The organism is Labrys sedimenti, assembly GCF_034424805.1.
Taxonomy (GTDB): Bacteria; Pseudomonadota; Alphaproteobacteria; order Rhizobiales; family Labraceae; genus Labrys; species Labrys sedimenti.
Genome location: NZ_JAXOUF010000004.1, coordinates 113,819 through 134,570, shown reverse-complemented (window position 1 = coordinate 134,570; position 20,752 = coordinate 113,819). Strand labels below are relative to the sequence as shown.

13 protein-coding genes are annotated in these 20,752 nt (G+C 65.1%); 6 read left to right on the top strand and 7 right to left on the bottom strand.

Going from position 1 to position 20,752, the window contains the following annotated elements; genetic code table 11:
* The first annotated feature begins 98 nt into the window (after positions 1 to 98).
* Complete coding sequence (locus U1R88_RS15640; RefSeq protein WP_322432056.1) at positions 99 to 1,001, top strand: LysR substrate-binding domain-containing protein; 903 nt, start codon at positions 99 to 101, stop codon at positions 999 to 1,001.
* A 68-nt stretch (positions 1,002 to 1,069) separates the two neighbouring features.
* On the opposite strand, the gene U1R88_RS15635 is transcribed toward U1R88_RS15640, so the two are convergent.
* Entirely contained in the window at positions 1,070 to 3,394 is a 2,325-nt protein-coding gene (locus tag U1R88_RS15635) for a Tex family protein (protein ID WP_322432055.1), read from the bottom strand.
* Between the two features lie 286 nt (positions 3,395 to 3,680).
* Here U1R88_RS15635 and U1R88_RS15630 point away from each other — a divergent pair, with 286 nt between their 5' ends.
* The 5 genes from U1R88_RS15630 (at position 3,681) to U1R88_RS15610 (ending at position 11,583) form a co-directional block, all read left to right on the top strand.
* Positions 3,681 to 4,982: an extracellular solute-binding protein gene (locus U1R88_RS15630; protein ID WP_322432054.1), complete on the top strand. Its 1,302-nt coding sequence runs from the start codon at positions 3,681 to 3,683 to the stop codon at positions 4,980 to 4,982.
* A gap of 322 nt (positions 4,983 to 5,304) precedes the next feature.
* Positions 5,305 to 6,246 (top strand): carbohydrate ABC transporter permease, encoded by a 942-nt coding sequence (locus U1R88_RS15625; protein ID WP_322432053.1) that lies wholly within the window; start codon positions 5,305 to 5,307, stop codon positions 6,244 to 6,246.
* Positions 6,243 to 7,085 (top strand): carbohydrate ABC transporter permease, encoded by an 843-nt coding sequence (locus U1R88_RS15620; protein WP_322432052.1) that lies wholly within the window; start codon positions 6,243 to 6,245, stop codon positions 7,083 to 7,085. The genes U1R88_RS15625 and U1R88_RS15620 overlap by 4 nt, the downstream gene beginning before the upstream one ends.
* 46 nt (positions 7,086 to 7,131) lie before the next feature.
* Positions 7,132 to 10,152, top strand: a complete 3,021-nt coding sequence (locus U1R88_RS15615; RefSeq protein WP_322432051.1) for an alpha-mannosidase — start codon at positions 7,132 to 7,134, stop codon at positions 10,150 to 10,152.
* 207 nt (positions 10,153 to 10,359) lie between these two features.
* On the top strand, positions 10,360 to 11,583 hold the full coding sequence (locus U1R88_RS15610; RefSeq protein ID WP_322432050.1) for an ROK family transcriptional regulator: 1,224 nt from the start codon (positions 10,360 to 10,362) through the stop codon (positions 11,581 to 11,583).
* 59 nt (positions 11,584 to 11,642) lie between these two features.
* On the opposite strand, the gene U1R88_RS15605 is transcribed toward U1R88_RS15610, so the two are convergent.
* The 6 genes from U1R88_RS15605 to hglS form a co-directional block, all read right to left on the bottom strand.
* A complete protein-coding gene (locus tag U1R88_RS15605; protein ID WP_322432049.1) occupies positions 11,643 to 12,719 on the bottom strand; it encodes an ROK family transcriptional regulator in 1,077 nt (358 codons plus the stop codon).
* 73 nt (positions 12,720 to 12,792) lie between these two features.
* Complete coding sequence (gene ubiA / locus U1R88_RS15600) at positions 12,793 to 13,707, bottom strand: 4-hydroxybenzoate octaprenyltransferase (protein ID WP_322432048.1); 915 nt, start codon at positions 13,705 to 13,707, stop codon at positions 12,793 to 12,795.
* 224 nt (positions 13,708 to 13,931) lie between these two features.
* Positions 13,932 to 14,363, bottom strand: a complete 432-nt coding sequence (locus U1R88_RS15595) for a GNAT family N-acetyltransferase (protein ID WP_322432047.1) — start codon at positions 14,361 to 14,363, stop codon at positions 13,932 to 13,934.
* A 182-nt stretch (positions 14,364 to 14,545) separates the two neighbouring features.
* Complete coding sequence (gene amaB, locus U1R88_RS15590; RefSeq protein WP_322432046.1) at positions 14,546 to 16,111, bottom strand: L-piperidine-6-carboxylate dehydrogenase; 1,566 nt, start codon at positions 16,109 to 16,111, stop codon at positions 14,546 to 14,548.
* 34 nt (positions 16,112 to 16,145) lie between these two features.
* Complete coding sequence (locus U1R88_RS15585; protein WP_322432045.1) at positions 16,146 to 19,088, bottom strand: FAD-binding and (Fe-S)-binding domain-containing protein; 2,943 nt, start codon at positions 19,086 to 19,088, stop codon at positions 16,146 to 16,148.
* Positions 19,089 to 19,102: 14 nt separating this feature from the next.
* Positions 19,103 to 20,521 carry a 2-oxoadipate dioxygenase/decarboxylase HglS gene (gene hglS / locus U1R88_RS15580; RefSeq protein WP_322432044.1) on the bottom strand — a complete coding sequence of 473 codons (1,419 nt, stop codon included), beginning with the start codon at positions 20,519 to 20,521 and terminating at the stop codon, positions 19,103 to 19,105.
* Positions 20,522 to 20,752: the final 231 nt, after the last annotated feature.

The window sequence follows — 20,752 nt, the reverse complement described above, 5'->3', positions numbered from 1 at the left end:
GCGCCAACCTCTCCGGATGACCTGGATATGCCAGATCGTTTGACATTGCAGAAATTCATAGTTCAAATGCTAGAATTGATATTTCTCATGATAAAGCCATGCAGAACATTCCCACGGAACTCCTGCGCACCTTCGTGAAGGCCATCGATTCAGGCAGCTTTACGCGCGCCGGTGCATTGGTTGGCCGCAGCCAATCGGCGGTGAGCCTCCAGGTCCGCCGGCTTGAGGAAATCGTGGCTGCGCAGCTCTTCCAAAGGGATGCGCACAAGCTGCAGCTCACCCAGGAAGGAACGCTGCTCGCCCAGTTCGCCCGGCGCATCCTGGCCTTGAACGACGAGGCGCTTGCCAGCATGCGCCAGCCCAAGGTTGCCGGGCGCATCCGGCTGGGCGCCCCCTATGAATATACCGCTTCGCTGCTGCCGGACTTCCTGGGCAAATTCGCCCAGTCCCATCCGAATGTGATGCTGGAAGTGACGAGCGACCTCAGCAAGAACCTGCTCAGCCGCCAGGCCGACGGCGACCTCGATCTCGTGATTGCCTTGCATGACGAGCCGAACCTGACGGAGGGACGCCAGATCTTCACCGAGCCGCTGGTATGGATGACGAGCGCCGACCATGAGCGCCACACCCAGAGCCCTTTGCCCCTGGTGGTGGCACCGCCGCCCTGCATCTACAGGCGCCGCATCCTGGAAACATTGAACGGGCTCGGCAGGCCTTGCCGGATCGCCTATCTCAGCTCGAGCTATGACGGCATTTCCGCCGCCGTGCGGGCGGGGCTGGGCGTGACGGTGATGGCCGAGAGTGCGGCGCCGTCGGGCGTGCGCATGCTCGGCGAGCGCGACGATTTCCCGCCGCTCGGCCATCTAGAACTCAGGCTGCACCGGCTTGCCGGCAATTCGAGCGAGGCGATCATTCGCCTCGAAGACTATATTGCCGAAAGCTTCGCCGATACCGAACTCGGGCGGGGCGGCCGGCCGCGACCCTTGCCCCTGTCGGAATAGAACCGCTTCCGATACGAATACCTTCCCCGGAATACGTCTGGGGACAGGAAAGACGGTAGGAAGACACTTCAACGCTTCTTCAACGCCTCGGCCAAGGCCGCGCCGAAAGCGCCCTGCGCAGCCGGCTTTTCGGGCCGGGGCTGGTTGGGACGGGGAGGATTCGGCCTGGCCTTGTCGTCGCGTCTTGCGGGCTTGTCGGAGGCGCTCGCCCCATCCCGCCGCATCGAGAGGGCAATCCGCTTGCGCGGGATGTCGACCTCGACCACCCGTACCTTCACGACGTTGCCGGCCTTCACCACCTCATGCGCATCCTTCACGAAACGGTCGGCCAGTTGCGAGACATGGACGAGGCCGTCCTGGTGCACGCCGATGTCGACGAAGGCGCCGAAGGCGGCGACATTGGTGACCGTGCCTTCCAGGAGCATGCCGGGCCTGAGGTCCTTGATGTCGTCGATGCCGTCGGCGAAGGTCGCCGTCTTGAATTCGGGGCGGGGATCGCGGCCGGGCTTGTCCAACTCGGCGATGATGTCGCGCACGGTCGGCAGGCCGAAGCGCTCATCCACGAAGGCTTGCGGATCGAGCTTCCTGAGGGCGGCGCTGTCACCCATCAGCGCGCGCACGTCGCGCCCGCAGGCAGCGACGATTTTCTTGGCGACGCCATAGGCTTCCGGATGTACCGATGAAGCGTCCAGCGGCTCGCTGCCATTGGGGATGCGCAGGAAGCCGGCGCATTGCTCGAAGGCGCGCGGGCCGAGGCGGGAGACCTTGAGCAGGTCCTTGCGGCTGGCGAAGGGGCCATTGGCATTGCGATGCACAACGATGCCCTCGGCGAGCGAGGCGCCGAGGCCCGACACCCGGGCGAGCAGTGAGGCCGAAGCGGTGTTGAGGTCGACGCCGACCGCGTTCACGGCATCTTCCACCACCCCGTCCAGCGAGCGGGCAAGGCGGTATTGGTCGACATCGTGCTGATATTGCCCGACGCCGATCGATTTTGGTTCGATCTTGACGAGCTCGGCCAGCGGGTCCTGCAGCCGGCGGGCGATCGAGACCGCACCACGCAGTGATACGTCGAGATCGGGAAATTCGGCAGCGGCCGTTGCCGAGGCCGAATAAACCGAAGCGCCGGCCTCGCTGACGATGACTTTCAGCGGCTTGGGCGCCGGCAGGGCGGCGAGCATGTCGACCACCAGCTTTTCCGTCTCGCGGCTGCCGGTGCCGTTGCCGATGGCGATGAGTTCTATGTTGTGGCGGCGAACGAGGGAAGCGAGTTCGGCCTGGGCTCCGCGTAAATCGTTCTTCGGCTGGAAGGGGTAGACGGTGGTGGTGGCGAGCAGCTTGCCGGTACCGTCGATCACCGCGACCTTGACGCCGGTGCGGATGCCGGGATCGAGGCCCATGGTGGCGCGCGAGCCGGCCGGCGCCGCCAGAAGCAGGTCCTTGAGATTGCGGGCGAACACCCGGATCGCCTCTTCCTCGGCCCGTTCGCGCAAATTGCCCATCAGGTCGACATAGAGGTGCAGGGAGAGCTTGACCCGCCAGGCCCAGCCGACGACCTCCATCAGCCAGCGGTCTCCGGGAAGACTGCCCGCGATCGCACAGGCCTGGGCAATCATGCGCTCCACGGGCTTCACTGCGGAGGCATCGTCGGCATCGACCTCGATGTCGAGCGACAGCACCTCCTCGTTGCGGCCACGCAGCATGGCGAGCGCGCGGTGGCTGGGCACACCCGACCATTTCTCGACATGGTCGAAATAATCGGAGAATTTCGCGCCGGCCACCTGCTTGCCGTCGATGACGCGGGCGCGCAGGAACGCATGTTCTTTCATATAGGTGCGCAGCCGGCCGACTAGCTCGGCATTTTCGCTGAAGCGTTCGACCAGGATGTCACGAGCGCCTTCCAGGGCCGTCTTTGTGTCGGGAACCTCGTCGCCGAGATAGGCCGCCGCCAGTTCCGTCGGCACAGCCGCCCGGTCGATCAGGATGGCCTCGGCGAGCGGCCCCAGCCCGCGCTCGCGAGCGATCTCGGCCTTGGTGCGACGCTTGGGCTTGTAGGGCAGATAGATATCCTCCAACTCCGCTTTGGTGGCGGCAGCGGCGATCTTGGCCTCGAGTGCGTCGTCGAGCTTGCCCTGCTCGCGGATCGAGGAAAGGATGGTCTCGCGCCGGGCCTCGAGTTCGCGCAGATAGGCGAGGCGCTCGGCAAGATCGCGCAATTGGGTGTCGTCGAGCCCGCCGGTCACTTCCTTGCGGTACCGTGCCACGAAGGGCACCGTCGCCCCCTCGTCGAGCAGGGTGATGGCTGCCGTCACCTGCTGCGGCTTGGCATTGATCTCGGCTGCAATGATCGAGGCCAGGCGTGCGCTGGCGTTCGTGGCGTGTTGTTTGCCGTTCATGCGCTCCTCGTTCGAAGATGAGTCGCGCACCATAGGCAAGGCGGGGCGGGACCGCCATGCTTCCGATTGGAGCGCAGTGCTTCTCCACAGCCCGCCGATTTTGATGGCGCCTCTCTTCCTGCCAGCTTTTCGAGGATGCGATGCAGATGGACCAGGCGACGTTTCGTGATTTCCCGAACATGCTTGCCTCAATAAAATCGATGTGATTTATTCGCGCGGCGTCACTGCGCCACCATGAGGCGGAACCGATCCGCCCGATCGAGGAAACACCCCAGGGAGAAACAAGATGCGCAAGCGTCTGGTTACCGCGCTGCTCGCCTCGGCCGTTGCCTTCGCAACCGCCTCGTCACAGGCCGAAGACCTCGTCACCAAGAGCCGGATCGGGCCGGCCGATGCTCCGAAATCACTGACCTTCCGGCTGACGGGCGACGGGCCCGACAGCACGGACCCGGTCTGGGCGGAGGGCTACAAGAAACTGTTCGGGGAGTTCATCCAGCGCCATCCCGGCTGGAAGATCGAGCTCGAACGCATGTCCGACAATATCGGCCAGGAGCAGGCCCGCATGCTCGAACAGGCCAAGGCCGGCCGCGGGCCCGATTGCGCTGCGGTCGATTCCTTCGTGCTGGCCCTTTTCATCGGTGCCGGCGTGCTCAAGCCGCTCGATGCCTATTTTACCAAGGACGAGGTCAACGATCTCTTCCCCTTCGTGCGCCAGGGCATCACCGGCAAGGACGGCAAGATCTATGCCTGGTGGTGGGATACCGATCTGCGCGTGCTCTACCGCAAGAAAGACATCGTGCCGGAAGCCCCAAAGACATGGGACGAGTTGAAGGCAGCAGCCCTCGCTTCGAAGGAGAAGGGCATGGAGGGCCTGCTCTTCAATGCCGGGCGCTGGGAGGCCACCACCTTCGACTGGCTCGCCAATTTCTGGAGCCAGGGCGGTAAGCTCGTCGACGACAGCGGCAAGCCCGTGTTCGCGGACGGCGAGAATCGCGAGAAATTCCTCAAGGCGGTCAAATACTTCAAGGATCTCGTTGATTCCGCCGCCGCACCCAAGCGCGTTACCACCATCATGAATTACGACGAGTTGAACGCCGCGGCGGCGGCCGGGACGACGGCCTTGTTCATCGGCGGCAACTGGCAATATGGCCAGCTCAAGACCATTCTCGAACCGGAAGCCTTCGAGCAATGGACCTTCTCGGAGATCCCGGGACCAACCGTCGGGCAGAACTCGACCGGTACTGGCGGCTGGACGGTCGGAGCCTTTGCCAACGATCCCGACAAGGTCGCCATGTGCGCTGCGATCGCCAAGGAGGTCTATTCGGGGCTGGGCAATGCCCTGCAGCAGCAATTGCCGACCTCCAAGGCGCAATATGACAAGTTCGACGTCTTCAAGACCGAGGCGAACAAGGCCTTTGCGGCGGCGCTCACCCACGGCCAAGCCCGGCCGGGGGTACCGATCTATGCGGAAATCTCCAACCAGATCCAGGTGATGATGGGCGATGTGCTGGCCGGCACCAAGACGCCCGAAGCGGCCCTCGATGCTGCCAATGCCGCTGTGCAGGCGGCCTATGCCCGGCAGAAGTGAAAAAATGAGGTGGGTGGCATTGCGAGAGACCAGTGGTTCGGCCCTACCAATTGCGGACGGACCATTGGTTGCATGCACCTCGCGGTTCCCGAGCAAGGCGCGGCAATCCTTCCCCGACTTCGGGGAAGGTGGCGCTGCGCAGCAGCGACGGAAGGGGGAGGGTGGTGCTCACCGAAGAAATATAGGCGGATCTGCGCCACTCGCCCCCACCCGAACTGGCTTCGCCAGTCCACCCTCCCCGAAGTCGGGGAGGGATCGTTGCGCCTAACTCTTCGCAGCCGACAGGCCTGATCAGAAGAGTCGTAAGCAGGAGAGGGACGCCATGTCGACGACCAGGGCCGTCATCGCCGCCGTGCCGCACCGCCGCAGCGGCCTCGGCCTCGGCCGGCGGATCGACACCAATCCCTTCGCCTGGCTGGCGCCGGCCGTGCTGCTGCTCGCCGCCTTCTATCTCTACCCGATCATCGACGTCTTCCGCCTGTCCCTGACCAATGCGACGCTGCTCAGTTCCGAGGAGCGCTACACGCTCGATACCCTCTACGCCATGCTCGGCAATGCCGCGCTCGGTGACATCCTCCTCACCACCTTCGTCTTCTGCGTAGCGAGCGTGATCGGCCAGCAGGCGGTCGGCTTCGGCATTGCCCTGGTGGTGGTCCGCGGGGAACGCCGCCGGCTTCCCGGCATGACGATGATCCGCACCATCGTGCTGATCGCCTGGGTCATTCCCGGAATCGCCAACGGCCTGATCTGGCAGATGCTGTTCTCCGAGGCTCCGTTCGGCGCCATCAACAGCGTGCTTCGCCTCCTGCATGTCGCACCCGTCGCCTGGCTGTCCGATCCCACCAACGCCATGATCTCGGCCATCATCTCCAATGTCTGGCGTGGCACGGCCTTCTCGATGATTGTGTTCTATGCCGCGCTCAAGGGCATCGACCCTACGCTCTATGAGGCGGCCAATGTCGACGGCGCCAATGGCTGGCAGAAATTCCGCTTCGTCACCCTGCCGATGATGCGCAGTGCCATCCTGGTCAACTCGATCCTGATCACCATCCAAACGCTCAACACCTTTGACGCCATCATCTCGCTCACCGGCGGCGGGCCGGGCCGGGCGACGGAAGTGCTCTCGCTCTTCACCTACAACACCGTCTTCCGCAACTACGACCTCGCCGGCGGCAGCATGCTGTCCGTGCTGATGCTGGTGATCAGCCTGGCACTTGCCCTGTTCTATGCCGCCTTCCTGCCGCGCTGGGAGGATCGCACATGAAGGGCGAGCGTCGCGAGAAATGGGGCGATGTCGCCACCTATATACTGGCCGGGTTGATCGCCGCCTTCTTCCTGACGCCGCTCCTATGGCTGCTGTCACTGGCGCTGCGCTCGCGCCAGGAGGTCTTCCTCGGGGCTGCCCGCTTCATCCCCAAGCGCCCGACGCTCGCCAATTTCGCACAAGTGCTGAGCGATCCCGCCTTCCTGGTCTACCTGTGGAACGGGCTGAAGCTCTCCGCGCTCGGGGGGCTCGGCTGCCTCGCAGTGGCGGCGCCTGCCGCCTATGCCTTTTCGCGCTTCTGGTTTGCTGGCCGCTCGGGCCTGATGATGGCGATCCTCGCCTTCCAGATGGTCTCGCCGCTGGTGATCCTGGTGCCGCTCTATCGCTATATGAGCGATCTCGGCCTGCTCAACAGCCATTTCGGCGTGATCATGGTCTATATCGCCGTGGGCATTCCCATGTGCACCTGGCTGCTCAAGAGCGCCATCGACGCCATTCCGCGCGAATTGGAGGAGGCGGCCGCCATCGATGGCTGCAGCCGCTTCGGCATCTTCTGGCGCATCACTTTGCCGCTGATCACGCCGGGCATCGCCTCGGCCTTCATCCTGATCATGATCCTCAACTGGTCGCAGTTCCTGATCCCCTTCCTGCTGCTCAACAAGGATCCGCAGCTGCCGATTTCGGTGGCGATCTTCAATTTCGCCGGCACGTCCAATGCCTCCACCACCCAGGTACTGGCGGCTGCCTGCCTGGTGGCGGTGGTGCCGGCCATCATCGCCTTCGTGGCGCTGCAGCGCATGGTGGTCGGTGCGCTGACGGCGGGGGCGGTTAAAGGCTGATGTCGAAAATCAATCATAACATTTTGTTTTTACTGGGAGTTCTATAATGTCTCTTACGATCCAACAGCGGATCGCCCGCCTCGATGTCCGCGTGCTCGAGCTCGGCTTTTGGCGCGAGCGCGAGAAGGTCGCCATCGAAGGCTGGACCTTCGATGGCGAGCCGATCGCCCTCGGCGCCGACTGGCCTCGTCGCGAGGGCGTCGCACATTTCGCCGCCAAAGCCGAGGTGCCTCAATCCTGGCCGCTGGAGGAGACCCGCCTGATCCTCGATCTCGGCGGCGAGAGCTTGGTCACCCTGACGGACGAGGCCAGTCAGAAGCGTTATGGCCACGATCCCTATCACCAGGAATATCCGGTGCCGGGCCAACGCTTCTCGATCGAGACGGACAGCGTGGCCCGGCTGCCTTTCGGCGAACCCGTGCCCGAGCCACGCCTGCTGGCAGCGCGCCTGGCGCGCATCGAACCCGCCGTGCACAAGCTGCGCCTGCTGCTCAAGCAGGTATCAGAGGTGGCGCACTTCTTGGGTGAGCACGAGGTGGTGCCGCATCTGGTGGACGTGGCGGAGCGCACCTTCGCTGCGCTCGACTGGCCCTCGGCCACCACGGACTATGTCGCGCGCATGGGCGACTACACTCAACAGCGCTCGATCTGGCAATTGCCGGTGCTGAAACCGAATCCCGACGGGCTGCGACAGGACCATCGCGCCAGCGTGGCGGCGGCCCATGACGGGCTGGTGGCCGAATTGCGTGCGCTCAAAGCCCGCTTTCCCCAGCAGGGCAAGCTCGGCATCACCGGTCATGCCCATATCGATCTCGCCTGGCTTTGGCCCTATGACGAGACCCGGCGCAAGGCCCGGCGCACCTTCCACACCGCCCTCCGCCTGATGGAACAATTTCCGAGCTTCGTCTTCAACCAGTCCACGGCCGCCTATTACGCCCAGATCGAGGAGGACGATCCGGCCCTGTTCGCCGATATCGTCGCGGCGGTGAAGAGGGGCCAGTGGGAAACCATCGGCGGCATGTGGGTCGAGCCCGATACCAACATGCCGACCGGCGAGAGCTTCGTGCGCCAGATCCTCTACGGCCAGCGCTATTTCCAGCGCCAGTTCGGCGTGCGACATCGCGTCTGCTGGCTGCCGGATTGCTTCGGCTTCTCGCCGGCCCTGCCGCAACTGCTCAGGCAGGGCGGCATGGATTCCTTCTTCACCATCAAGGTGAACTGGTCTGAGACCAATCGCTTCCCGCACGACCTCTTCTTCTGGGAGGGCCTCGATGGCAGCCGGGTGATCGCCCACACCTTCGACAATCCGCTGCACGGCTATAATGGCTCGACGGAGCCGGCAGCTGTCATCCCGACCTGGAAGAATTTCCGCCGCAAGGACATCCATGACGAGAGCCTGCTCGCCGTCGGCTATGGCGATGGCGGCGGCGGCACCACGCCCGAAATGCTGGAACGCCAGGCCCAGCTTGCCGATTTCCCAGCAATTCCGGCGCTGAGTCCAGTTCGCGTCGAAGATTTCTACGCGCGTATATATGACAACGTCCCGGCAGAGAAAATCCCGGTCTGGTCGGGCGAGATCTATCTCGAACTCCATCGGGCCACGCTGACCACGCAAAGCCACACCAAGCGCCTGCACCGCCATGCCGAACGGGCACTGATCACCGCCGAGACCGTCGCCTCGCTGGCGGCGCTGCTCGGCGGCCCGCTGCCCGAAAGCCTGGAACCGGCCTGGCGCAAGGTGCTCAAGAACGAGTTCCATGACATCCTGCCGGGTTCGGGCATTCGCGAGATCTACGAGGATGCCGAACGCGAGCTCGGCGAGGCGCTGGCGACGGGCCAGCAGGCTCAGGAATCCGGGCTCGAAGCCGTGGTGGCGCAACTGCCGAAGGGCGGCTCGGCCGAGATGCTGGTGGTCGTCAATCCCGATCTCCATGCGCGGCCTATCCGCTGCGAAATCGACGGGGCTCCCTTTGCGACGGAGGGCACGGTGCCCCCGCTCGGCATCGTCGTGCTCGATCATGCCGGGCTGCGTGCGCCCGATGGCCTCACGGTTTCGAAGACGGGCCTCGAGAACCGCTTCGTGCGGGTTGTCCTCAATGGCGACGGCACGCTCGCCAGCCTCTACGACAAGCGTGCCGGGCGCGAGGCCCTGGCCGGCCGTGGCAACCAGCTCTGGGCCTATGCCATGGACAAGCCCCGCAACTGGGACGCCTGGGACATCGAGGACGACTATGCCGCCAATGGCCAGGAACTGACGGCGGTGGACGCGATCGAGGTCGTCGAGACCGGCCAGCATCGCGTTGCCGTCAGGATCGTCAGGCGCTTTCGCGACTCCACCATCACCCAGACCCTGCGGCTGTGGGCGAACTCGCCGCGCCTGGAAATCAGGACCGATCTCGACTGGCATGACCGTCGCGTCTTGCTCAGGACCCTGACGCCGGTGGCGGTGCGCTCGGATTTCGCGACCTTCGAATGCGCCTTCGGCGTCGTCAGGCGCTCGACCCGCGACAACACCTCCTGGGACAGCGCCCAATATGAAGTGCCGGCGCATCGCTTCGCCGATCTTTCGGAGCCCGGCTTCGGTGTCGCCATCCTGAACGACGCCAAATATGGTCACAGCGTCAAGGGCAATGTACTCGGGCTGAGCCTGGTGCGTGCGCCCATCTATCCCGATCCGCTGGCCGATGAAGGCGAGCAGAGCTTCCTTTATGCGCTCCTTCCGCATCAGGGCAGCTGGCATGAGGGGGGGGTACGCGAGGAGGCGCTCGATATGAACCAGCCAGTGCTGGCGCTTGCCACCACCGGTCTTCAGCCCGTATCGCTCCAGCCTCTCGCCATCGAGGGCCTCGCGGCCGGGCTCGGTGGTCTCAAGCGGGCGGAAGAGGGCAGGGGGCTCGTCCTGCGCGTCTACGAGCCTGCCGGCGCCCGTGGCTCCTTCACCGTCAAGCCGGCCGCGGGCTGGCGGCTCGGCGAGGCCGTCGACATCCTGGAAGAGCCTGTGTCGCGTGCAGGCGGGGTGGATCTCAAGCCGTTCGAAGTCCGCAGCTGGGTGCTGAAGAAGGAATAATGTCATGAGCGCGGACGTCCTTGTTCATGAGCGCTAACATTGCGAACAAAGCCGCGGGATCGCGGAGGGTCGATCTCCTCTGCTCCATCAAGTGGTGGGGCGAGATCGACCCTCCATCCTCCCATAGACTCTGCAAAGTTTGTGCTCCCGGGCATCTGCCGCCACGGTTGACAAGACGGGATAGCGTGCGGCTTGATCGGTCCGGATATGAAGTCCTCCCTCCTGCCGGGCGAACTCGCCGGCTCCAATTCCGGCCACGCCGCCAGCCACAACCAGGCCGTTATCCTGCGCACCATTCGTTGGAGCCAGCCGATTTCGCGCACGGAACTGGCGCGCCGTTCCGGTCTCAGCAAGCAGGCAGTCGCCCGCATCACCGAAAAGCTGCTCGACGACGGGCTGATCATCGAGGCGCGCCGGCGCTACGGCATGCGCGGGCAGCCGGCGATCGAGCTCGAGATCAATCCGGAAGGCTGTTTTTCGGTGGGCATCGGCCTCGGGCGTGATCATCTCACCATCGTTGCCGTCGATGCGCTCGGCACTGTGCGTGACCGGTTGCATCGGGAGGTGCGCTATCTCTTGCCCGATGCCTTCTTCGCCGAGGTGAAGGAAGCCCTGAAGACTTTCCGGCGCCGCCATGCCATCGACGAGAATCGGCTGGTCGGCATCGGCCTCGCGATTCCCGACCTGCTGGGCGAGATTCCCTTCATCGGCATGCCCGAGGCCTATTCCATCTGGGAAGAGACGGATATCCGCGCCCGCTTCGCCGCCTTCACGGAACAGCCCGTCTTCATCGACAATGATGCGACGGCGGCGGCGATCGGCGAGCTCACCTATGGGCTCGGCGTGGAGATCCGCAGCTTCTTCTATATCTTCATCGGGGCGGGGCTGGGCGGAGGCATCGTGCTCGACGGCGCCTGCTATCACGGGTCGAGCGGCATCAGCGGAGAAATCGGCTGGCTGCCGCTGTCGCCGGCAGGCGGGCGGGAAGGCGACGGCGTGCAGCCGCTGGGCCAGCTCGTCTCGCTGCTGCAGCTCTACGACTTTCTAGCCCGGCACGGCATCGCCGTCACACAGCCCCAGCAATTGCTGGGGCTCGACGAGCGTGGCAAGGATCTGGTGGTGATCTGGCTGCGCATGGCAGCCCGGCATCTGGCCGAGGCAGCCATCGATATCGGCCTCCTGATCAATCCCGATGCGGTGTTGATCGGCGGGCGTCTGCCGGTGACCCTGATGGACAAGCTGCTGCTCTTCGTCCACGAGGAACTTGCTCGCGACCCCAGGCCGATGCCGCCGGTCTATCGTGCCGGCGGCTCCGAGGACGCTGCAGCGCTGGGAGCCGCAACCATGCCGCTCGCCCATGCCCTCAGGTTGGAAGCGGCCGATCCGGCACAGCGAACGCGCTCGCCGCTGCGAGCCCGGGATCTTCGCTGAGAGCGACCAATGTCGCCGCGCTCTTGCCCGAAGCCGCCGCTTCTTTTTTGACACGCCATTTAACGCAGCTGGAAGGGCCGGCGCATGTCCGGCAGCAGGATGTCGAGGAAGGGGATCGCCGCGATCCCCTGTACGACGCCCTGATCGGACAATGTGCTGCAGCGAATTTCCGGCAGCCAGAAAGGGTGCGTCGGGTCGATCATCCGGCTTCGGCGCAGCATCTGCAGGCGTGTGGCAAGCGCTTCCAGCAGCGGCGTCGGCAGGCGGCCCCCCACCACGATCAGGCGCGGACCGATGAAGGCGGCCATGGCGATGATCATGTCGGTGAGATGCTCGGCGGCCTCATCGAGCCATTGCTGCACGGCGGCTTCCGACAAATCGTGGCTGGGCAGGCGGCTGGTCGCCGCCACCTCGTCGAGATAACGCCCGTCGCGGCCGGTACGCATCAGCCCGACCAGGCCCGCCTTGTGCTCGGCACCGTCGAACACCGTGCCGGCGATGATCATGCCGGCCCGCACGGTCGAGCCGAGCAGGATGAAAACGAAACTGTCATCTGCCTTGGCGACGCCACCCTGCCGCTCGCCGATGGCTGCGGCGACGGTGTCGCGTTCGACGATGGCGCGATAGGGCGAGAGGGCGGCCCTGATCGGCTCGGCCTGCTCTCCTGCCGTCAGTCCGATGCCGTGAAGGCGGCCGCCGGGCGCTACCTGCGACAGGCGGCTGACGGCCTTGCGGATCCAGCCGGCGGTTTCCGTCGCATCGCCGACGGGGCCGTCCTCGGTGAAGAGCGGTGTGCCGGCCAGATCGGTGGCAATCAGCCGCGCACGCTCGCCGGCAAGATCGACGCCGATCGATACAGCGCTGCCCGGCCGTATGGCAAAGCAGGTGGAGCGCGCCGAACTACGGATCTCGATCAGGCCGTCGCCCGTCAGGCGGCGCAGGATGTTGGCGATGCCGGGTACGGTGAGGCCGGTGACATGGGCGAGTTCGAGCCGGGTCATCGCGGCGCCGCGCCGCAAAGCCTCCAGGGTGACGCGCAGATTGTGATCCGCCGCCTGCACCAGGTTGAAGCCCGAGGTCTGGTCGCGCCTTTCGGGAAAGCGCGCGGGAAGCGGGGGACTGCGATCGATCGGCATGATCTCTTAATTTGGGACGGCGCGATACGGAGGCGATGACGATAGCCTATTGGCGCTCGCCGGGGCAGGTCCATCACCAACTTCCTGCGAATGCCGCGGCAGCCAGCAGTATTCCGGTCAGGATGTTCGACAGGAAGAGGCGAAAATTCAGCTCCGGCCTTTGAAGGTCGATGCACCAAATCTGCCAGGCCAGATGGGCGGCGATGACCGCCATCACGGCGGCATAGGACGCTGACATGCCCAGCAGCCAGCCTCCGAGCGACCATGACATGATGGCGAGGGCATAGAACAGCCCGATGCAGGCCTTGCCGTTTCGACCGAACAGAATCGCGGTCGATTTCAGGCCTAGACGCGTATCGTCGGCAACGTCGACATAAGCATAAACCGTATCATAGCCAATCTGCCAGGCGATGGCGCCGATCCACATGACGATAGCCCCGGCTGGAATCGTACCGGAAACTTCGGCCCACGCCATTAACATGCCCCAATTGAACGCTGCGCCCAGGACGGCCTGAGGCCAATGGGTGAAACGTTTGCAAAGCGGATAGATGAACACGAGCGGCAGCACACCTAGGGCGACGAGGCAGGTGTAGGGCGTCAAGAAGAGGAGAAGCAGCGCAGCCAGGGCAAGTTCTGTGGCAAGGAACCCCATGGCGTTGCCTGTCCCGAGCTGACCACTCGCCAGCGGGCGAAACCTGGTCCTTTCCACATGCCCGTCAAATCTACGATCCGCGATGTCGTTGATCGTCGAGCCGGCGCTTCTCATCGCCAGCGCTCCAAGAGCGAAGACGGCCAGGAGCCAGGGTTCGGGGCGTCCGTGGGAGGCCTGAACCAGCGCGGCCAAGCAAGGAAAGAGCGTGAGCCAGATGCCAACCGGCCGATCGAGCCGGGCGAGTCGCGCATAGGGGCGCCAATCGGCCGGCAACCAGCGATCGACCCAATCGCCGGCATGGATATCAGTCAAATCTGGGCGACCTGAAGTCATCATGGCGTGAGGCGGCTCCGTCGCGAAATTGCCGGTCGAAGCTAAGCGTCCGTGCCCATCGCTGACAAGCGGCCGACACTGCGCCCGTTCGCCGCCGGGGTGTCGAACTCGCGCTGCCCTTCGTCATCACCGCGGGCACAACGAGGCTCGAAATCGGCCGCGATTCACGGCCGGTCGAGTGCTGCTTTGTTTCGAGGTAGCCCGATTTCCCTGGGAGGCGCCGGCCTTCAACGCGGCCCGGGACTGCGAATGAACAGCCAGGAGCCGAGCCTATCGGCTCCACCAGGCTGGTCGTCCTCGAGCCAGCCGCATTTGCGATAGAAATTTCGCGCTGCCTGGTTCCGTGTCTGGCACTTCAGCGACAGCGCCGGACCGTATCGTTTCACGGCCTCGCCGAGCAAGGCGGCCCCGATGCCGCAGCCGGCGAGGTCGTGATCGACATAAAGGTGATGCAGGAAATTCTCCGGCTTATAGATGGCGGCAAAGCCGGCGACCTGATTGCGCGCCTCGGCCACCAATATCCGTTCGCCCTTCGTGACCTCATCGAAACCGGGGCCGTCGAAGACCGGCCAATCGGCCCAATAAAAGGCCAGGCGCCCGGCCTTGGACAGGATTCGGGCGCAAGGCTCGCGATCGCCCGAGTTGAACTCGCGGATCATGGCATCGATCGGTACGCAATCCTCTCGTCTGGGCGATGGGCGGGGGCGGACTGCCCTCGCCGACCCGGGAGCAGATGCGTTAGAGCGCAAGCCTTGCCTGCGCTCTCACACCTTGTCCTGAGCGTCTTCGCCATTCCTGCCGATTCCGTCAAACCGCAACCGGCTCAAGACAAGTGACAGCCTCACTCGACGTCGAACTTCACGCCCTGGGCGAGCGGGAGGGTGCGGCCATAATTGATGGTATTGGTAGCGCGCCGCATATAGGCTTTCCAGGCGTCGGAGCCGGACTCGCGCCCGCCGCCGGTTTCCTTCTCGCCGCCGAAGGCACCGCCGATCTCGGCGCCGGAGGGGCCGATATTGACATTGGCGATGCCGCAATCGGAGCCGCGTGCCGACAGGAAGGTTTCGGCCTCGCGCATGTCATTGGTGAAGATGGAGGACGACAGGCCCTGCGGTACGTCGTTATGCGCGTCCAGCACGGCATCGAGATCGCTGTATTTCATCACATAGAGGATGGGCGCGAAGGTCTCTTCGAGCACGGGGCCGACCTGGGCCGGCATCTCGACCAGGGCCGGAGCGGCATAATAGGCATCCTCCAAACCGAGATCCACGCGTCCGCCGCCATGCACGGAGCCGCCGGCTTGCCTTGCGGCCGCAAGCGCCTTCTGCATGGCCTTGAAGGCCGCTTCGTCGATCAGCGGACCGATGAGCGTGCCTGCGTCAAGCGGGCTGCCGATCGAGACCGAGGCATAGGCGCGCTTGAGGCGCGGCACCAGGGTGTCATAGACGCTGTCATGCACGAAGAGGCGGCGCAGGCTGGTGCAGCGCTGGCCGGCCGTGCCCATGGCGGCGAAGGCGACGCCGCGCAAGGTGAGGTCGAGATCGGCCGAAGGGCAGACGATGGCGGCGTTGTTGCCGCCAAGTTCCAGGAGAGACCGGGCGAAACGCTGGGACAGGCGCGGCCCCACCGCGCGGCCCATGGCGGTGGATCCGGTGGCCGAGACCAGCGGAACCTTGGCATGGTCGACGAGGATCTCGCCAAGCTTGCGGTCGCCATAGAGCACGCCATGCAGGCCGGCCGGTGCCGCGTCACCTCCCGCCGCGAAGCGCGCCAGGGCACGCTCGACCAGCGCTTCGGTCGCCAGCGCAACCAGCGTGGTCTTCTCGGAGGGCTTCCACACCACGGCATTGCCGCAGACCAAAGCGAGCGCCGTATTCCAGGACCAGACCGCCGCCGGGAAGTTGAAGGCCGAGATCACGCCGGTGACACCCAGAGGATGCCAGGTCTCCATCATGCGATGGTCAGCCCGCTCGGTGGCGATGGTCAGGCCGTAGAGCTGGCGCGACAGGCCGACGGCGAAGTCGCAGATGTCGATCATCTCCTGGACTTCGCCCAGGCCCTCGGACGTGGTCTTGCCGACCTCGATCGAGATCAGCCGGCCCAGCGCCGACTTGTGGGTGCGCAGTTCCTCGCCGAGCAGGCGGACGAGCTCGCCGCGCCGGGGCGCAGGCACGTTGCGCCAGGCAAGGAAGGCCTTATGGGCAGCCTCGATGCGCGCGAGCGTTTCATCGGAACTGGTTTCCTTCACGACGGCCAGGGTCTCGCCGGTGATCGGCGAACGGGCCTGGATGCTGCCGCCGGTATAAAGCTCGGCCTTGACGCCGACCTCGACGAGCAAAGCGATGGCGTCCGAGGCGACGCTGAGAGGCTCGGCCGGGCTACGGCGCTGGGAAGACGAGGCGGTCATCGTGGTCTCCTTGCTGGAAAAACGAAACGGGTTGTTACGATCGGGCCGGGCTCTCGACATGAGCGAGCAGGGCCTGGGCCGGGTGAAGCGGTGAAAAGCCGGCGCAGCGCTTGGTCTGGCAACGGCAGGAAAAACCGGTGGCGAGAACGTTCGAGGGCGCGAGACCGGCAAGGCGCGGGCCCCAGCTCATCGCGAACAGCTCCTTCGACATCCCGGCATGCTCGGCCTCGTGCCCGAACAGGCCGGCCATGCCGCAGCAGCCGGTGGCGGGCAAAGCCAGTTCGAGCCCGAAATGGCGGAAGATCCGCGTCCAGGCCTGGCCGGTTCCGGGCCGGGCCGTCTTTTCGGTGCAGTGAGGAAAGAGGTGATAGGGCCCGGATTGGGAGAGGGCGCGCGGTTGCCCCAGCCGCCCGCTTTCGAGCGACTCGATCAGGAATTCGTCGAGGCTGCGGATCGGCAGCGCTTCGCCAAGGCCCGGACCGGCATATTCGTGATCGCGCATCAGCACGGTGACCGGCTCGATGCCGACGACCGGCAATCCCGTGGCCAGCAGCCGGCTGTGATAGGCCTTGGCTGCACCGGCGACCTTGTCGAATTCATCCAGCATGCCCAGGACATGCCGCGACTTGCCGTTGGCCGCCGCGGCCGCCCGATGCACGCGATAGCCCAATTGTGCCAGCAGGCCGGCGACGGCATCGACGACGACGCCATCGAAGGAACTGGTGAAGCTGTCCTCCAGGAGAATGATCTCGTCAGGCCCGGCGCCGGCCGCCAGCCTGGTAAGGTCGCGCTGCTCCAGGCGCGGCGCCGAGGCCGGCACGGACAAGGGCGGCAGGTCGGCGAGGCCTGCCCGGTGGACCAGGCCGGAGGCCGTCAGCAGGCGCAGGCCGAGATTGGCAGCCTTGGGAAAGCGCCGGGCCAGGGCCAGTCCGGTTTCCATCGAGGCGACGATCCGGTGACGCAGCGGCCGACGGCGGCGCTTGAAATAGCGATGCAGGAAGCGCGCCTTCATCGTGGGAATGTCGACCTTGACCGGGCATTGGCTGGAACAGGCCTTGCAGGACAGGCAGAGGTCCAGTGAAGCCTTGAGCTCGTCCTCGATCTCGGCGGCGACCTGAGTTTCGGCGGTCGAGGTCGAACGCGCCCATTCGCGCAGCATCGCCGCCCGTCCCTTGGGCGAGTGCCGACGGTCGCGCGTGAGCTTGTAGGACGGGCACATCGCATCGTGTCTGTCCCAATTGAAGCAGGCGCCATTGCCGTTGCAGGCGATCGCCTTGTCGTAGTCGCGCTGCAATGGGGCGGCGATGGTACGGTCCTTCTCGCCGCGCAGCGGCACTCCATCGATGCGCTCGACAGGATGAAGGACGGCATCGGCGCTGGCGAGCTTGCCGGGATTGAGCAGGTTGAGCGGATCGAAAACCCGCTTGAGGGCGCACAGCTCCTCATAGAGCCTGCCGCCGAAGAAAAAGGGCGAATATTCGCCGCGATAGCCTCGGCCATGCTCGCCCCAGAGCAGCCCGCCATATTTCCGGGTGAGGGCGGCGACGGCATCGCTGATGGGCCTGATCAGCGCGGCATCCTCGGGCAGGCGCATGTCGAGGGCCGGGCGCACATGCAGGCAGCCGACATCGGCATGGCCGAACATGCCATAGGCAAGGCCGTGGCTGTCGAGAATGGCGCGGAATTCCTCGACATAGGGCGCCAGCTTCTCGGGCGGAACGGCGGTATCCTCGACGAAGGGCGTGCCCTGCTTGCCGCCGCCGAGGCGGCCGAGCAGGCCGACGGCCTTTTCGCGCAGGGACCACAGGCTGGCGATGGTCGTGGCGTCGGTGACGATTTTCCAGTCGAGGACGATGCCGGGCTGCTCCGCCAGCAGGCGCGACAGCCGGGCCAGGCCGGCCTCGACCTCCTCCCGGCTTTCGCCGACGAATTCCACGAAGTTCAGCCCGCCCACCGGCTGGCCGTCATTGCCGCCCAGGGCGTTCTCGATCGCATCCCAGACCACATCCTGCCTGGCGAGGGACAGGATCGTGTCGTCGATAATCTCGATTGCGGCCGGTTCCGCCTCGAGCAGGCGCTGGACGTCGACGAGGGCGCCCTGGAAACTGTCATAGCGGATCGGAACCAGCGCCCGGCAGACGGGACGCTTGCGCAGCCGCAGGGTGAGGCGGGTGGTGAAGGCAAGGGTGCCTTCCGAGCCGGCCAGCAGATAGGACAGGCGGAAGCAGCCGTCCTCCCCGAGCACCTGCTTGAGATTGTAGCCGGTGAGGCCCCGGTTCATCTCCGGAAAGGTCGAGGCGATCAGCCCCTCGTTCTGCTCGATGACCCGCAGGACTTCGCGATGGATGCGGCCTGCAGCGTCTTCCCGCTTTGCCAGCCTGCGCGCCTCGGCGATGGTCATTGCCTCGACTTGGAAGGTCTCGCCATTGGCAAGAACGATCTCCATCGCCTCGATATAGTCGGAGGTCTTGCCATAGATGCGCGAGCCCTTGCCGGAGGCATCGGTCGCGACCATGCCCCCAAGGGTGGCACGCGAGGCGGTGGAAACGGTCGGCGGAAAGAACAAGCCGTAAGGCTGGAGATAGTCGTTGAGCTGGTTGAGCACCACGCCTGGCTCGACCGTCACCCTTTGCCGTTCGAGGTCGAGCGCGAGGATGCGGTTCATGTGACGGGAGGTGTCGACCAGCACCCCGCGCGTCAGCGACTGGCCGTTGGTGCCGGTGCCGCCACCACGCGGAGACAAGGGCACGCCGTGCTCGGCCGCCAACCCGACGATGCGGGCGATATCCCCACCGCCGCGCGCAAACAGCACCGCAGCCGGCTCGACCTGGTAGATGCTGTTGTCGGTGGCATGAACGATGCGAGTGGCACGATCGCGCGCGATGTCACCGGCAAGGCCGGCGGCTGCCAACGCTGACAGGAAGGCATCGAGCCCCGGGGGGACAGCCTTCTCGTCGACCTGCACTCTCATATTCATGGCCGCACCGGTCCCTATGCGATGGCCATCATCGCCAAATGGGGATTGCCGAGCTGCGCGAGGGCCAGATCCAGCGATCGTTTTTCGGTCGCGGCATAGAGGACGAGTTCGTCCTGGACGGGTGCGCCGAGAGCGTGTTCGAACTCGGTGCGGTTCGAGCGCTCGCCATAGTTCTGCTGCTCGTCGGTGCCCAGGTTCGACTGGAAGATACCGGCGGCGCTGACGGGCAGGAAGTCCTCGTAGACGATCGGGTCGAAGCGCAGGAAGCCGGCTTGGACCAGTTCGTCGATGGTTGCGGCAAGCTGCTTCCGCTCTCTCGCTGCAAGACCTTGCGCGGTCGCCGAATAGCGGAAATAGGCCAGGCCCTGGGCGCGCAGCTCGGACCATTCGTCGGGAAAGGCGCGGAAACGCTCGGCGAGTTCCGACTGGTAGTCGCCGGCATTGGCACCGCTCTGGCCGACGCGCACGTCGGAGCGCACACCGGACAGCAGGGTGTCGTAGAGCCGGCGTCCCTTCGGGGTCAGCGCGATGCCGCGCTGCTCGATTTCGCCGAAGCGGGCAGTATGCGTGCCTGCGCTGGCGTCGCCACCTTCGTTCCGGAACTCGATCGGCTCTTCGAGCGCCTTGAAGCTGGTCTGGCGCAGCAGGATGGCGCATTTGCGCCGGGGGGGACCCTCGATGACGGCCTTGGGAGTGATGCCGCGGGCGGGCATGCCGGCCTGCACGGCGTCGATATCGAGGGTGCGCGGCGTCAGGTGGTTGATATGCGGGCCCTTGAAGCTGACGACGTCGGCGATCAGGCGATGGGCATCGTGCAGCTTCTCATAGGTGCCGAGTGAGACCGTGGCTTTGGCGTGCCAGCGGAAGGTCTCGAGCGCTTCGGCGACAAACTCCTGCGCTTCGTCCGGCGTCAGGCCGCCTAACATTTCGAAGCAGGCCACCAGTTCGAGCGCGCGCACCGTGAAGATGCGCCGCGCCGCCAGGATGCGGGCTGCCTCGGTGCGCAACGCCGCGTCCTCGATCAGTTCCAGCCTGAGCAGCGAGGTGAAGACGCGGAAGGGATTGCGGCGCAGGCTGGCATCGTCGATCGGGCGGAAGGCAGTGGAGTGGACGGGAACACCGGCGACCGAAAGGTCGTAGTAGCCAACGGGAAACATGCCCATCACGGCAAAGATGCGGCGAATGTCGAACAGCTCCCGGGCCGTACCAAGGCGGATGGCGCCATGGCGCTCGAGGCTCAGGCGGGCCAGTTCGTCATGGCGCGTCAGTGTTTCCCGCAAGGCGCCGTCGTCGGCGAGGGTGACCTCGTTGACGTCGGCGACCAACTCCATCAGCGTGCCGTATTGCGGCACCTCGCTGCGATACATCCGCGACATGGCCGTCGAGAACAGGGTCCGGATCTCGTCCGGATGCAAGAAGGTCTGGTTGGCCATGTCCCGGGCTCCCGTTGCGGCTCGATTGGGCGACGATCTCATTCGCAATCGTCATGTTGTCGAGCTTCATGCGCCAGTGGACACGGGTTGGATAGCAATGTTATCTCAACAGTTCATACCGAATGGGAATGAGTGTGGTTGCGAGTCAAACGGGAGCCCAATGAAACGACATTGCTGTTGGAAGTGCCCATCGATAGTCCAGTCTCTGGGGCGGCTCATGTCGGTTCGCGG

Bases quoted from the DNA above. Each gene is read 5' to 3' on its own strand.
- hglS (WP_322432044.1), bottom strand. From the start codon at position 20,521: ATGGCCAACCAGACCTTCTTGCATCCGGACGAGATCCGGACCCTGTTC.
- U1R88_RS15610 (WP_322432050.1), top strand. From the start codon at position 10,360: ATGAAGTCCTCCCTCCTGCCGGGCGAACTCGCCGGCTCCAATTCCGGC.
- amaB (WP_322432046.1), bottom strand. From the start codon at position 16,111: ATGACCGCCTCGTCTTCCCAGCGCCGTAGCCCGGCCGAGCCTCTCAGC.
- U1R88_RS15585 (WP_322432045.1), bottom strand. From the start codon at position 19,088: ATGAATATGAGAGTGCAGGTCGACGAGAAGGCTGTCCCCCCGGGGCTC.
- U1R88_RS15595 (WP_322432047.1), bottom strand. From the start codon at position 14,363: ATGATCCGCGAGTTCAACTCGGGCGATCGCGAGCCTTGCGCCCGAATC.
- U1R88_RS15635 (WP_322432055.1), bottom strand. From the start codon at position 3,394: ATGAACGGCAAACAACACGCCACGAACGCCAGCGCACGCCTGGCCTCG.
- U1R88_RS15620 (WP_322432052.1), top strand. From the start codon at position 6,243: ATGAAGGGCGAGCGTCGCGAGAAATGGGGCGATGTCGCCACCTATATA.
- U1R88_RS15625 (WP_322432053.1), top strand. From the start codon at position 5,305: ATGTCGACGACCAGGGCCGTCATCGCCGCCGTGCCGCACCGCCGCAGC.
- ubiA (WP_322432048.1), bottom strand. From the start codon at position 13,707: ATGATGACTTCAGGTCGCCCAGATTTGACTGATATCCATGCCGGCGAT.
- U1R88_RS15640 (WP_322432056.1), top strand. From the start codon at position 99: ATGCAGAACATTCCCACGGAACTCCTGCGCACCTTCGTGAAGGCCATC.
- U1R88_RS15630 (WP_322432054.1), top strand. From the start codon at position 3,681: ATGCGCAAGCGTCTGGTTACCGCGCTGCTCGCCTCGGCCGTTGCCTTC.
- U1R88_RS15605 (WP_322432049.1), bottom strand. From the start codon at position 12,719: ATGCCGATCGATCGCAGTCCCCCGCTTCCCGCGCGCTTTCCCGAAAGG.
- U1R88_RS15615 (WP_322432051.1), top strand. From the start codon at position 7,132: ATGTCTCTTACGATCCAACAGCGGATCGCCCGCCTCGATGTCCGCGTG.